Source organism: Micromonospora sp. DT81.3, assembly GCF_049847225.1.
Lineage (GTDB): Bacteria > Actinomycetota > Actinomycetes > Actinomycetales > Microbacteriaceae > Microbacterium.
Genome location: NZ_JBNCNY010000002.1, coordinates 582822 through 596101, shown reverse-complemented (window position 1 = coordinate 596101; position 13280 = coordinate 582822). Strand labels below are relative to the sequence as shown.

General features: G+C 70.9%; 11 protein-coding genes and 1 riboswitch. Of the genes, 3 read left to right on the top strand and 8 right to left on the bottom strand.

Annotated elements, in window-relative coordinates; genetic code table 11:
- Nucleotides 1-1080 (bottom strand): bifunctional diaminohydroxyphosphoribosylaminopyrimidine deaminase/5-amino-6-(5-phosphoribosylamino)uracil reductase RibD, encoded by a 1080-nt coding sequence (gene ribD, locus ACPW96_RS07005; RefSeq protein ID WP_425882468.1) that lies wholly within the window; start codon nucleotides 1078-1080, stop codon nucleotides 1-3.
- Nucleotides 1081-1136: 56 nt separating this feature from the next.
- Nucleotides 1137-1296, bottom strand: a riboswitch (FMN riboswitch).
- 123 nt (nucleotides 1297-1419) lie between these two features.
- Here ribD and ACPW96_RS07000 point away from each other — a divergent pair.
- Nucleotides 1420-3180, top strand: coding sequence for a glycerol-3-phosphate dehydrogenase/oxidase (locus ACPW96_RS07000; RefSeq protein ID WP_425882467.1), 1761 nt, complete (start codon nucleotides 1420-1422; stop codon nucleotides 3178-3180).
- 72 nt (nucleotides 3181-3252) lie between these two features.
- A complete protein-coding gene (gene glpK, locus ACPW96_RS06995; protein ID WP_425882466.1) occupies nucleotides 3253-4779 on the top strand; it encodes a glycerol kinase GlpK in 1527 nt (508 codons plus the stop codon).
- A 176-nt stretch (nucleotides 4780-4955) separates the two neighbouring features.
- On the opposite strand, the gene ACPW96_RS06990 is transcribed toward glpK, so the two are convergent.
- Both ACPW96_RS06990 and ACPW96_RS06985 read right to left on the bottom strand, forming a co-directional pair.
- Nucleotides 4956-5828 carry an Fpg/Nei family DNA glycosylase gene (locus tag ACPW96_RS06990; protein WP_425882465.1) on the bottom strand — a complete coding sequence of 291 codons (873 nt, stop codon included), beginning with the start codon at nucleotides 5826-5828 and terminating at the stop codon, nucleotides 4956-4958.
- Between the two features lie 33 nt (nucleotides 5829-5861).
- Nucleotides 5862-6422 carry a GNAT family N-acetyltransferase gene (locus ACPW96_RS06985; RefSeq protein WP_425882464.1) on the bottom strand — a complete coding sequence of 187 codons (561 nt, stop codon included), beginning with the start codon at nucleotides 6420-6422 and terminating at the stop codon, nucleotides 5862-5864.
- Between the two features lie 553 nt (nucleotides 6423-6975).
- On the opposite strand from ACPW96_RS06985, the gene ACPW96_RS06980 reads away from it, so the two are divergent.
- A complete protein-coding gene (locus tag ACPW96_RS06980; RefSeq protein WP_425882463.1) occupies nucleotides 6976-7812 on the top strand; it encodes a DUF559 domain-containing protein in 837 nt (278 codons plus the stop codon).
- A 225-nt stretch (nucleotides 7813-8037) separates the two neighbouring features.
- Here ACPW96_RS06980 and trpS read toward each other — a convergent pair whose 3' ends face one another.
- The 5 genes from trpS to ACPW96_RS06955 are packed head-to-tail and all read right to left on the bottom strand — an operon-like array spanning nucleotide 8038 to nucleotide 13279.
- Nucleotides 8038-9042 (bottom strand): tryptophan--tRNA ligase, encoded by a 1005-nt coding sequence (trpS, locus tag ACPW96_RS06975; RefSeq protein ID WP_425882462.1) that lies wholly within the window; start codon nucleotides 9040-9042, stop codon nucleotides 8038-8040.
- A 55-nt stretch (nucleotides 9043-9097) separates the two neighbouring features.
- A complete protein-coding gene (locus ACPW96_RS06970; protein ID WP_425817013.1) occupies nucleotides 9098-9946 on the bottom strand; it encodes an exodeoxyribonuclease III in 849 nt (282 codons plus the stop codon).
- Between the two features lie 36 nt (nucleotides 9947-9982).
- A complete protein-coding gene (locus ACPW96_RS06965; RefSeq protein ID WP_425882461.1) occupies nucleotides 9983-11215 on the bottom strand; it encodes a YihY/virulence factor BrkB family protein in 1233 nt (410 codons plus the stop codon).
- 9 nt (nucleotides 11216-11224) lie between these two features.
- Nucleotides 11225-12424 carry an MFS transporter gene (locus tag ACPW96_RS06960; RefSeq protein ID WP_425882460.1) on the bottom strand — a complete coding sequence of 400 codons (1200 nt, stop codon included), beginning with the start codon at nucleotides 12422-12424 and terminating at the stop codon, nucleotides 11225-11227.
- Between the two features lie 57 nt (nucleotides 12425-12481).
- The gene (locus ACPW96_RS06955) at nucleotides 12482-13279 is read right to left on the bottom strand and encodes a succinate dehydrogenase iron-sulfur subunit (protein ID WP_425817019.1); all 798 of its coding nucleotides are present in this window, start codon (nucleotides 13277-13279) and stop codon (nucleotides 12482-12484) included.
- Nucleotide 13280: the final 1 nt, after the last annotated feature.

Sequence of the window (13280 nt, the reverse complement as noted above, 5' to 3'; positions counted from 1 at the left end):
TCAGGCTCCTCTTGTCTGTGTGCTGAATCTGTGGTCGCGGGCCGGGACGAAATCCTCGGCGTCGTCGGTGCGCTGTGGCGTCGCGATCACGAGCAGGTCGTCGCCGAGGCGCTTCACCGCGGTCACCGCGAGCCGCCGGGCCGCGGCGATCGTCGGCACGCCGACGTCCGTCAGTGCGAGGCGACCGCCCCCGAGCAGCACCGGGGCGATGTAGGCCAGCACCTCGTCGGCGAGGCCAGCGGCGACGAAGGCGCTCGCCAGGGTGGGCCCGCCCTCGACGAAGACCCGCTGGATCCCGCGTGCGTGAAGATCCTCCAGCACGGCGGCGACGTCATGGGTGGGGAAGAACAGCGGGTGCCGCGGATGCCGGCGGATCGCGGCGTCTTCGGGCACATCCCGAGCACCGATCACCACGGGCACCGGCTGCGCGGCGAACGGACCATGCGGCCCCCGGGCGGTGAGCGCGGGATCGTCGGCGAGCACCGTGCCGGTGCCGACCAAGATCGCATCGGCCTCCGAGCGGCGGCGATGAACGTCCGCGCGTGCTTCCGGGCCCGTGATCCACTGACTGGTGCCGTCATCGGCCGCGGCCCGGCCGTCCAGGCTCTGCGCCCATTTCACGGTGACGTGCGGTCTCCCCAGCTGGGCGGCGGTCACCCATGGCCCGATCAGGGCGAGCGCTGCCTCGGCCTCGACACCTGCCTCCACGCCGACGCCCGCCGCGCGCAGGCGGTCGGCGCCGCCGTGCGAGACCGCCACCGGGTCATCGAGCGCATACACGACGCGCGAGACGCCCGCCTCGATGAGCGCGACGGCGCAGGGGCCGGTGCGCCCCGTGTGGTTGCAGGGCTCCAGCGTGACGATCGCGGTCGCGCCGCGCGCTGCACCCGGGGAGAGGTGTGACAGGGCGTCGACCTCGGCGTGCGCGGTGCCGGCCCCGCGGTGCCAGCCCTCGGCCAGCGTGGTGCCGTCAGGGGCCAGCAGGACGGCGCCCACCTGCGGGTTCACGCCGACGGGTCCGCGGGCCGCCAGTTCGAGGGCGCGCCGCATCGCACTGCGTTCCGCTCCGCTCACTGCCATCCCGATCCTCCGCTGAGGTCTCCGGGGTGTGCGCGCGGCGGCGCGCATGCGCGACGCCCGTGCTGCCTCCCATCCGGACTCGCGGGGAGATCCCCGCATCACCGTCGGTTCCGGAATTCCACCGGATCAACCTCGGCGGCATCCAGGTGGATGCTGGTGCCGAAGCTCGCGGACTGTCACCGCCGGTTCGGATTCTCACCGACCCCGGAGCACGTACTGCTCTGAGTGTAGTCAACGCCGCTCGGCGCACATCATTCCCTTCCTCATATGACGACGGCTCCGCCCCCGCCTCCGGCCGCCTCCCTCCGGGAGGACATAGCCTGGGGGGGAGGGGGCAGAATGACTTTCGGGAACAGGCAGACGCACGGGTTTGCGGGCCTCGCGGCGCGGCCGTACGCGGACGTGCTCGTGGTGGGCGGCGGCATCAACGGGGCCGCCACGTTCCGCGACCTGGCGATGCAGGGAGTCGATGTCGCCCTCGTCGAGCGCCGCGACTACGTCAGCGGCGCATCCGCGGCCTCGTCGCACATGATCCACGGCGGCATCCGCTATCTCGAGAACGGCGAGTTCCGCCTCGTCCACGAGGCCGTCACCGAGCGCAACGGGCTGCTGCGCATCGCCCCGCACTACGTGCGACCGCTGCAGACCACCATCCCGATCTACTCCGCTTTCTCCGGAATCCTGAGCGCTCCCTTCCGCTTCCTCTTCCACGGCGGCGGAAAGGCCCGCGAACGTGGGGCGGTGCTGATCAAGGTCGGGCTCGTGATCTACGACTCGTTCTCGCGCAGCGGCGGCCGCGTCCCCCGCCACACCTTCCACGGGCGCAGGCGATCGCTTGCCGCGCTGCCGGCGCTGAACCCCGCGGTCAAGTACACGGCGACCTACTGGGACGCCTCGGTGCACGACCCGGAACGCCTGGCGATCGACGTGCTGCGCGACGGCATCGCCGCCGGCGGCGACCGAGCGCGCGCGGCCAACTACGCGGCGGCCGTGGGGGCCGACGGCGGTCGCGTCGTGCTGCGCGACGAGCTGACGGGCGACGAGATTCCGTTCGCGGCATCCGTCGTCATCAACGCCTCCGGGCCGTGGACCGACCTCACGAACGAGGCGCTCGGCGACCGCACCCGCTACATGGGCGGCACCAAGGGGTCCCACATCGTGCTCGACCAGCCCGAACTGCTCGAGGCCACGCGGGGCCGTGAGCTCTTCTTCGAGAACAGCGACGGCCGCATCGTGCTGATCTACCCGATCAAGGGCCGGGTGCTCGTCGGCACGACCGACATCGAGCACGACATGGGCGATCCGATCGTCTGCACCGAAGACGAGGTGGACTACTTCATCGACCTCGTCCGCAGCGTCTTCCCCGACATCCCCGTTGAGCGCGACCGCATCGTCTTCCGCTTCTCGGGTGTGCGGCCGCTGCCCGGGCACGGCGACCTCGCGCCCGGATTCGTCTCCCGGGACTACCGCATCGAGGCCGCGCCGCTCCGCGGGGGAGACGCGACCGTCCTGAGCCTGGTCGGCGGCAAGTGGACCACATTCCGGGCCTCCGCCGAGACCCTCGCCGATCGCGCCCTCGCCGTCATGGCCCGCCCTCGTCGCCGCACCACCAAGGGCGTGGCGATCGGCGGCGGGCGTGGCTTCCCCTCGAACGATCGCGCGCGCGAGACGTGGCTCGCCGCGCACGACGCCGTGGTCGGCCGCGATCGCGCCGCGGTGCTGCTCGAGCGGTATGGCACCGTCGCCGGAGAGGTCATGCGGACGATCGAACAGGATGCCGCCGACACGGCGCTCGCCGGCGCTCCGTCGTACAGCACCGCCGAGCTGCGCCACCTGGCCGAGACCGAGGGTGTCGTGCACCTCGACGACGTGCTGCTGCGCCGCACGAGCCTGGCGTTCACGGGTGCGGCGACGCTCGAGACGGCGCGCGAGGTGGCCGAGGCGATCGCCGGAGTCCTCGGGTGGGATGCCGCTCGCGTCGATGCCGAGGTGCAGCGGGGGGTCGAGGCCGTGCACGCGGCGGATCCCGTCGGGCCCGCGCTCGGGTCGGATGCCGAAACCCGCCCCGCGGGCATCCCCGACACGCGCACCGCGCGATAGCCTGGCGCCCGACAGTGCCGCCCGCGGCACCCTGACACCGGCGCCGCGGCGCCCGACGCGCGAGGAGGCGCTGTGGCCGATCACGTGCTGGCGCTCGACCAGGGAACCACGTCGACGAGGGCGATCGTCTTCGATTCGGCGGGGGAGATCACCGCGGTCGCTCAACGGGAGCACGCCCAGATCATGCCGCGCGCCGGGTGGGTCGAGCACGACCCGGTCGAGATCTGGACCAACACCGAGTGGGTGATCGCGGCCGCGCTGCAGAACGCGCACCTGGGCGCCGGCGACATCGCCGGCGTCGGCATCACGAATCAGCGGGAGACGGCGATCGTGTGGGACCGCCGCAGCGGGCGCCCGATCTACAACGCCATCGTGTGGCAGGACACCCGCACCCAGCCGCTGGTCGATGCGCTCGCCGCCGAAGGCTCCGGCACCGACCGCTTCGCCGAGCAGACCGGCCTGCCGCTCGCGACCTACTTCTCGGCATCCAAGGTCGCCTGGATCCTCGAGAGCGTACCGGGCGCGCGTGCCGCCGCCGAAGCAGGGTACGCGCTGTTCGGCACCCCGGACACCTGGCTCGCCTGGAACCTCACGGGCGGCAGCGGGGGCGGCATCCACGTGACGGATGTCACGAACGCGAGCCGCACGCAGCTCTTCGACCTCGCCACCCTGGACTGGTCCGACGAGCTCCTCGCCGTGTTCGGCATCCCGCGTTCGATGATGCCCGAGGTGCGCTCTTCGTCCGAGGTGATGGGCGATGTCCTGGTGCCCGGCGTGCTGCGAGGCGTCCCGATCGCGGGGATCCTCGGCGACCAGCAGGCGGCGACGTTCGGGCAGGCCGCGTTCGAGTCGGGCGAGACCAAGAACACCTATGGCACCGGCAACTTCCTGCTCGTGAGCACGGGACCGGAGATCGTGCGCTCGGAGCACGGCCTCATCACGACGGTCGCCTACCGGTGCGGCGATGACCCGGCCTGCTACGCCCTCGAGGGGTCCATCGCGGTGACAGGCTCGCTGGTGCAGTGGCTTCGCGACAACCTCGGCATCATCTCCCGGTCGGAGGATGTGGAGCGCCTGGCCCGCACCGTCGATGACAACGGCGGGGCGCACTTCGTGCCGGCGTTCTCGGGGCTGTTCGCCCCGTACTGGCGTCCGGATGCGCGCGGAGCACTCGTTGGCCTGACCCGGTTCGTGAACAAGGCGCACATCGCCCGCGCAGCGCTGGAGTCGACGGCCTTCCAGACCCGCGACGTCGTGGATGCGGTCGTCGCCGACACCGGTGTGGCGCTGACCGAGATCCGCGTCGACGGCGGGATGACGCGGGACGACCTGCTCATGCAGTTCCAGGCGGACATCCTCGGGATCCCGGTGGTGCGCCCGCACATCGTCGAGACGACGGCGCTCGGCGCCGCCTACGCAGCGGGGCTCGCGACGGGGGTATGGGCGACGCACGACGACCTGCGGGCGCACTGGCGCGAGGACAAGCGCTGGGAGCCCCGGATGTCGGAGGACGAGCGCGAGCGCCGCTACCGCATCTGGAAGAAGGCCGTCTCGAAGTCCCTCGACTGGGTCGACGACGACGTCTCGACCGGCGCCTGACGCGCGCCGACGCTCCGCTACCCCGGTCCCTGAGCGAGCGCAGGGAGGAGGGGCAGCCCTCTTCTCCCTGCGGTCCCTGAGCGAGCGCAGCGGGACGAAGGGGGTCGCCCTCGTCACCCGGTCCCTGAGCGAGCGCAGCGAGACGAAGGGCCCCCGCGCCCCGTCCCGCGGACCCGCTACTTGAGCAGCCGTGACAAGCGGCGGTCGGCCAGCGGCTTGCCGCCCGTCTGACAGGTGGCGCAGTACTCGAGCGAGTTGTCGGCGAAGAACACACTGCGCACGGTGTCGCCGCACACCGGACAGGTCTGCCCCGCGCGCCCGTGCACCCGCATGCCTCGGCGCTTCGCGTCCTTCAGGTCGGCCGGTGGCTTGCCGGATGCCTCGGCGACGGCATCCGTCAGTGTCTCCTTCATCGCGGCGTAGAGGTGCGCGACGTCGTCCTCAGACAGGTTCGCGGCCAGCGCATAGGGCGACATGCGCGCCGCGTGCAGGATCTCGTCGGAATAGGCGTTGCCGATGCCCGCGATCGTGGCCTGGTCTCTGAGCACCCCCTTGATCTGCGTCCGACGGCCGTTCAGGAGACCGGCGAAGACGTCGAGCGTGAAGCCCGAGTCGAGGGGATCCGGCCCGAGCCGAGCCACGCCCGGCACCTCATCCGGGTCGCGTACCACGTAGACGGCGAGCGACTTCTTGGTTCCCGCCTCGGTGAGATCGAACCCGGAGCCGTCGCCGAGTCCGACCCGCAACGCGATCGGCGTCTTGCCCGGCCTGATCAGCGTGCCGGGGAGCGCGTCATACCAACGCAGCCAGCCGGCCTTGGCCAGGTGGAACACGAGGTGAAGTGGCGCCCCTTCCGCGCCGGCATCCACATCGAGGAATTTGCCGCGGCGCGATACCCCGCGTATCGCGGCGCCCTGCAGGGCGTGCACGGGCGGGTCGTAGGTCTTGAGCGCGGAGAACGACGCGACCGTGACGCGCGAGACCTCGAGCCCCGTCGTCCGGCCGTTCAGGAAGTCGACGAGCCCCTGAACCTCGGGCATCTCCGGCATGCGCCTATCCTGTCACGGGCCGCCGCCGCGCGGTCAGCTCTCGAGCACCGGCCAGGATTGCGGCGAGCGATCGTCTCCCGCGAGCAGCCCGGCGATCCAGCCGTCGTCCCGTCCACGCGGGCTGGCCAGGCCGGCTCGGAGCAGTCCCTCGTACCGGAACCCGAGGCTGCGGGCGCTGCGCGCCGACGGGACGTTCCCCACGACGGCGCGCCACTCGACACGCTCGAGCTTCAGCGGCTCCGCAAAGGCGAAGTCGATGACCGCCCGCGCCGCCTCGGTGAGGTATCCGCGGCCGCGCGCCCCGGGCGACATCCAGTAGCCGATCTCGGCCTCACCGCCCTTGACCCGGTGCAGCCCAACCATGCCGGCGAACGCCTCGGGGGAGTGGATCGACCAGACGTAGTCGCTGCCTGTGTCCCACCACCGTGCGGTGTTGGCGACGAATTCCTCGGCGTGGTGCCGCTCGTAGGGGAAGGGCACGGGCGTATACCGCCAGACCTCGGGATCCTGGCACCCGGCCGTGATCGGGTCGATGTCGTCCTCCGCAGGCGCCGAAAGCACGAGGCGCGCCGTGGTCAGGGTCACCGGTTCCATCGGGCCCACGATACCCAACCCGCAGCCGCGCGCTCCAGCGTCGTTCATCTGCCACCGCCGGTCGTGCACACGGGAGCAGGTCCGCTCGCCACCGCCGGTGCGGACTCGGAAGTGGGTTCGTCGCCACCGCCGGCGTGCACCTCGGAGCAGATCCGTCGCCGCAGGGCACCGTTGCGGCCCCGACAGGCCGTTCGGACGCGATTCTGCGCCCGAGTGCACGGCGTCTTCCGTCGCAACCCAAGGCGCCCACACGGCGCCGACCCCGGCCCACCGGACCCCGACAACCCCCGACCTCCGGCTCGCGAGTCCGACCGCGTCAATCCCGGCCAAGCGGCGGCCGGAGGCCGTGATTCCGCAACCCAACCGCCGCCGGCGTGCACTCGGGAGCAGATCTTCTAGCCCGATCCCCACTAAGGCAGCGGATTGGCCCCCGCACACGCCGATCTGCGCCCGAGTGCGCGGTGATTCCTGCACAGGTCGCCGGCCGGCGGCGGATTCCCCAGGCTGCGAACCCCGCCCCCGACTCGAGCGGCCGGCTTCCACACTTTGGGGCATGACCCCACCCGCAACCCAGCCCGCCACGCCGATCTGGACGGTCGGCTGGTCCTACGCGGAGTTGCGCGCCGAAGGTCTGTCGAGGCGTTCGATCGACCGGGCTCTCCGTTCCGGCTCACTGCTCAGGGCTCGGCGGGACCGGTATCTGCACGGTGATGCCCCGGCGCACGTTGCCGCCGCGGTCGCTTGCGGAGGTCGACTCGATTGCCTGAGCCTGCTCGGCGAGTTGGGCGTGTTCGTCCAGGAGAAGCCGATGCTCCACGTGCAGTTGACGCCCGGCACCGGTCACGGGCCAGGAGTCCGGCACGGAATCGTCCGACACTGGCGGCACACGGCCGCGGACGCCCGAAGCACCACGACAGACATCATCGAGGCACTCGCCCAGGCGTGCCGGTGTCAGAACCCTCGGTCGGCGATCGCCACCCTCGACAGCGCGTGGCACGCGGGATGGGTTGACGAGGAAGGCATAGCCGCGGTGTTCAGGCTGCTGCCGCGGCGCTTCCGTGTGCTTCGCAGCCACCTCGACCGCCGCAGCGAATCCGGACCCGAGACACTCGTGCGGCTGATGGCCCGAGCGCTGGGGTGCGATGTCGAGGTGCAGGTAAGCATGCCGGGGGTCGGACGAGTGGACCTCGTGCTCGACGGCTGGTTGGTGATCGAGTGCGACAGCCAGGAGTTCCATCAGGGCTGGAAGTCTCAACAGCGCGACAGGTCCCGGGACCTCGCCCTGGCCGCTATGGGCTACGTGACCCTGCGACCCTGGGCATCCGCAATCATGTGGCAGCCGGAGACCGTCGTCGATGCGATCCGTGGCTTGCTCAGCACCAGAGCTTGACCCGCGCGCCAAGCCACCGGAGTAGTTCGCCGAGCACTCAGGCGCAGATCAGGGCCGCACGGCCGCCTTTGGGGCACGCCGGAGCCGTCCTCGGCCCAAACTGCGCCCGAGTGCTCGCACCGCCCCGGTGCTCGGCGCGCCGGCGGCTCCGGCGACGGGCGCGGCACGGCGGCCCGCGCTCGGCGGGCGCCTGGGCGCCTGGGCGCCCGGCCGCCCGGGCACCGGCTACACCCGGCGGAGCAGCCCGATCCGGTCGTAGACGTCGTTCAGGGTGGCGCCCGCCACCTCGGACGCCTTCGCCGCGTTCGCCGCGAGCACCCGGTCGAGTTCGGCGCGGTCATCGAGCAGCGCCAGGGCGCGGTCGCGCACCGGACCGAACTCGCCCACCACGACCTCCGCGAGACCCTTCTTGAAGTCCCCATAGCCGCGACCCGCGTATTCGTCCTCGATCGCCGGGATCTGTCGCCCGGTCAGGGCGGCGTAGATGACGAGAAGGTTCGACACGCCCGGCTTCGCCTCGCGGTCGAAACGCACCGAGCCGTCGCTGTCCGTCACGGCGCGCATGATCTTCTTGGCGCTCACCGACGGGTCGTCGAGCATCCACAGCACACCGGCATCCGACTCCGCGGACTTGGACATCTTCGCCGTCGGATTCTGCAGGTCGAAGATTCGGGCCGTGTCCTTCTGGATGACGGGCCTGGGGACCGCGAAGGTCGCGCCATACCGGTTGTTGAACCGTTCGGCGAGGTCGCGCGTGAGCTCAACGTGCTGCTTCTGGTCGTCGCCGACGGGGACGACGTCGGTCTGGTAGAGCAGGATGTCGGCGGCCATGAGCACCGGGTAGGTGAAGAGGCCGACGTTCGTGGCGTCGGTGCCGTACCGGGCGGACTTGTCCTTGAACTGCGTCATTCGCCCTGCCTCGCCGAAGCCGGTGATCGTCGAGAGCACCCAGGCGAGCTCGGCGTGCTGCGGCACGTGGGACTGCACGTACAGCGTCGACTTCGACGGCTCGATGCCGGCGGCGATGTACTGGGCAGCGGTGCGCCGCGTCTTCTCGCGCAGTTCGGCCGGGTCGTTCGGCTGGGTCAGGGCGTGCAGATCGACGACGGAGAAGTACGCGTCGTACGACTGCTGCAGCTCGCGCCACTGCATGAGGGCCCCGATGTAGTTCCCGATCTGCAGGGAGTCGGCCGAGGGCTGCATGCCGGAATAGAGGCGAGGTCGTGTCACCTCCCTATCCTACGGGCGGCCTCCCGGGCACCCGGCCCGCCGAACCCGCCGCCCCTCAGCCACCCAGGGTGTAGTCGGCCACCACGGGGGCATGATCGCTCCACCGCGTGTCCCACGACGGTGCCCGCACGACGCGGTAGTCCGTGAGCCGCTGGGCAAGGGCCGCGGTCGCGAGGTGGTAGTCGATGCGCCATCCCGTGTCGGTGTCGAATGCCTTGCCGCGGCTCGACCACCAGGTGTACGGGCCGTCGACCTCGCCGTGGAAGGAGCGGCCGATGTCGACCCACCCCAGCCCCGTCCCCTTCGATCCGTCGGCTCCGACCACGGCTTCGCCCGCAGGCCCGACGAACCGGTCGAAGTAGGCCCGCTCGCGGGGCAGGAACCCCGCCTTCTTCACGTTGCCCTTCCAGTTGCGGATGTCGAACTCCCGGTGCCCGACGTTCAGGTCGCCCGTCAGGACGCCGAGGGGCGTCTGGGCGCTCAGCTGCGACATCCGCGCCGTCATCGCGTCGAGGAACAGCCACTTCGCGTCCTGCTTCGGCGTGTCCGCTTCGCCGGTCGGGACGTAGGCGCTGATCACCGCGAGGCGCTCGCCGTCGATGTCGAAGTCGGCCTCGATCCAGCGACCGGAGGTGTCGCCGGCGTCGACGCCCAGTGTCGTTCGGGACTCGAGGGATCCCGCGCGACTCGCGATGGCGACCCCGGCGCGGCCCTTGGCCACCGCTTCGTCGCCGACGATCGTCCACCCGGGCAGCGCGCTCGCGAGGTCCTCCGCGCTCGCACGGACCTCCTGAAGGGTCAGGATGTCGACATCCGCCGTTTCCAGCCAGGGGTGCATGCCCTTGCGCGCTGCGGCGCGGATGCCGTTGACGTTGACGGAGGCGATGCGTACGCGGCGGGGCATACGTTCCAGCCTAATCAGCGCCGCGGACACCGGCCGTCATGATCGGAGCGACGCACCCAGGAGGCCACGCGGCTGCGGCTTCGGCTCGAGGCCCTTCACCCGCTCCAGCTCCGCCTCCGCCTTGCGCACCGCGCGGTCCGCCTGCCACGATCTGACCCACGGCGCCGCCTCCCGTTCGCGGCGTGCCTCGCGCAGGGCCACTTCGGCGGTGAGCAGCATCGCCTGATACTCCTTGACCCGGCGGTCGTACTCGGTCTCCGGGATGAGCGGGACATCGGCGTCCTCCGCGGCCACGGCGATCCACGCAGCCGCGACGAGCGTGATGATGCCGACGAGACGGAACCACAGCAGCATCCCGATGAAGACGGCGAACGTGGCGAGCAGAGGATTGGTGGGTCCGCGGGAGAACAGCCACCCGGCACCGATCTGCACGATGACGACCGCGGCGCCGCCGAGCAGGGACCCGGGCCAGATCAGCCGCCACCGCAACGACGTGCCCGAAAGGAACCGGAAGAGCGACGCGAGCGCCAACGCGTCGATGGCGAACGCGACCAGAAGCGCGGCCGCCCGGGCGGTCGATTCGTACCAGAGCGAATCCATGGTCCAGCCGAAAAGCGAGAACACGGTGTTCAGCGCCCACGTGGCGAATCCTCCGATGGCTGCGCCGAGGAGCAGCGCCACCCCGAAGACGACCGCGGCCAGCAGATCGCGCGCCTTCATCAGCACGTACGGTCGCGGTTCCTTCGGCAGCCCGAAGATGTCCCGCACGGCGTAACGCGAGTAGGTGACCCAGCCGATCGCCGTCCAGATCAACGCGATGAGGGCGACGCTTCCCGTGAGTCCGAAGAGGCTCGTGCTCGCCGTGGCGATGGAGTCGATGGATTCCGGGGTGATCGGCCCGTTCGCGTCGATGAGGCCCGGGATGTAGGTGTTGATGACCCTGATGAGGGACTCGGTCAGGTTGTCGCTTCCGATGACCAGGAGCCCCGCGACGGCGAAGGCCACATAGATGGCTGCGAAGATCGCGAACAGCGCCTGGTAGCTCACGCCCGCCGCGAGGAGGAAGCCGTTGTGCGCCAGGAAATGCCGCCACACCCGCACGGGGAACCATGCGAGCGTGCGCCGCGTGAGCTCGGTCGCCCGTTCCACCGGCTCTTCGAACCGCTCGCGCCAGGCAGGGCCGGATGCCGCGCCGGATGTCGCGCCGGAATCCTGATCGACGGATGCCGCCTGGCCGCCTTTCACAGGGCGCACGGGCTGGTCGGACACAGCAACAGACTAGCGAGGCACCGCGGCCTCGACGTCGGAGTCTGCGCCCACAGGCACCGGCGCCCGGAACCGCCGGGCCGCGAAGAGCACCCCGACGAGCGCGACCGCGGGCAGCAGGAAGGCGATCGCGAGCCCCGGGCCATCCGCAAGAAGGCCGATCAGCACCGCGCCGAGCACCGCCCCCGCGTAGTTGAAGAGGTTCACGCGCGCGATCACCTCGTCGCCCCGGGCCGGTTCCAGCGCCCCCGCCGAGGTGAACGCGAGGGGGACCAGCGCACCGACGGCGACGCCCGCCAGCGCGAACCCGGCGATCGCGGCTCCGACGAAGGGGAGGAACGCAACGACGATGCATCCGAGGATGGAGACGCACGTCGCGGTCACGACCACACGCTGGCGGCCCCAGCGCCGGGTGGCCCGGTCGGCCGCCAGGCGCGTGACCAGCACCGCGGCCTGATAGGCGGCGTAGCCGAGGGGCGCGATCGCGGCGGCGGCCAGGAGGTCGTCGTTCAGGTAGACGGTGCTCCAGGTGCTCACTCCGGAATCGAGCGTGAAGGCCGCCAGGATGACGAAGCCGAAGAGCCACATGCCGGTACGCGGCAGCGGCGCCTTGGTGTGGCTGCCGACCGGCGTGGCCGCCCGCGAGCGGTCGAAGCGTCCCACACCCAGCAGCGCCACCGACCCGGCCACGACCGCGGCGAACAGGAGCACCGTTCCGGAGGGCAGTCCGAGTGCGGAGCCGCCGGCGACCGCGAGTGCGCCCACGATCCCGGCCCCGGTCGCCGCGGCGAAGTAGCCGCCCATGATGTCGCGTCCGTACCGCCGCTGGATGAGCACGCCCTGCATGGCGCCGGATGCGTCGACGGCGCCGAGCCCGACGCCGTAGATTCCGAATCCCGCGACGAAGAGAGGGAAAGGAGAATCGGCGGCCACGAGCACGAGACCGGTGACCTCGATGACGAGCCCGACGGCCAGGGCGACGCGGCTTCCGCGCCACTTCGCCAGCACGTCCGCCAGCACCGAGCCGCACGCCGCCGTGACGCACACGAGCAGCACCAGCAGGGCCACCGCGGTGTCGTCGATGCCGTACCGCTGCTTGAGCAGCGGCAGCGACGTCACGACGACGGCGTAGCCCAGACCCTGGGCGGCGTAGGCCGCGGTGACGGCGACACGCGAAGATCGAACGGGGACTTCCGGCGCTCCGACGCTCACAGGGTGGGGCTCGGGCACTGGGGGGCGGCGTTGCTCACGCTGGGAGCATACCGGCGACTACCGCCCTCGCAGGACCGCCTGCTTGACCTCCGCGATCGCCTTCGTGACCTCGATGCCGCGGGGGCACGCCTCGGTGCAGTTGAAGGTGGTGCGGCAGCGCCACACGCCTTCCTTGTCGTTGAGGATGTCGAGGCGCACATCGCCCGCGTCGTCCCGGGAATCGAAGATGAACCGGTGCGCGTTGACGATCGCGGCGGGTCCGAAGTACTGGCCGTCGGTCCAGAACACGGGGCACGACGAGGTGCACGCGGCGCACAGGATGCACTTGGTCGTGTCGTCGAAGATCTCGCGATCGACGATGGACTGCACGCGCTCCTTGCCCTTCTCGGGCACCGAGTTGGCGATCAGGAACGGCTGCACCTCGCGGTACGAGGCGAAGAACGGCTCCATGTCGACGATGAGGTCCTTCTCGAGCGGCAGACCCTTGATCGCCTCGACGTAGATCGGCTGCGAGATGTCGAGGTCCTTGATGAGCGTCTTGCACGCGAGGCGGTTGCGGCCGTTGATGCGCATGGCATCCGAGCCGCAGATGCCGTGGGCGCACGACCGACGGAAGGACAGCGAGCCGTCGACCTCCCACTTGATCTTGTGCAGGGCATCGAGCACGCGGTCGGTCGAGAACAGCTCCACGTCGTAGTCGACCCAGCGCGGCTCGGCGTCGACCTCCGGGTCGAATCGCCGGATGATGAAGGTGATCAGGAACGACTGGATGCCGGTGTCGCCGGCCTCCGCCTGCTTGGCGATGTTCCCGGCGTCGGCGTCGGTGCGCTCGATGATGTCCGTCGCGGTCGTCATG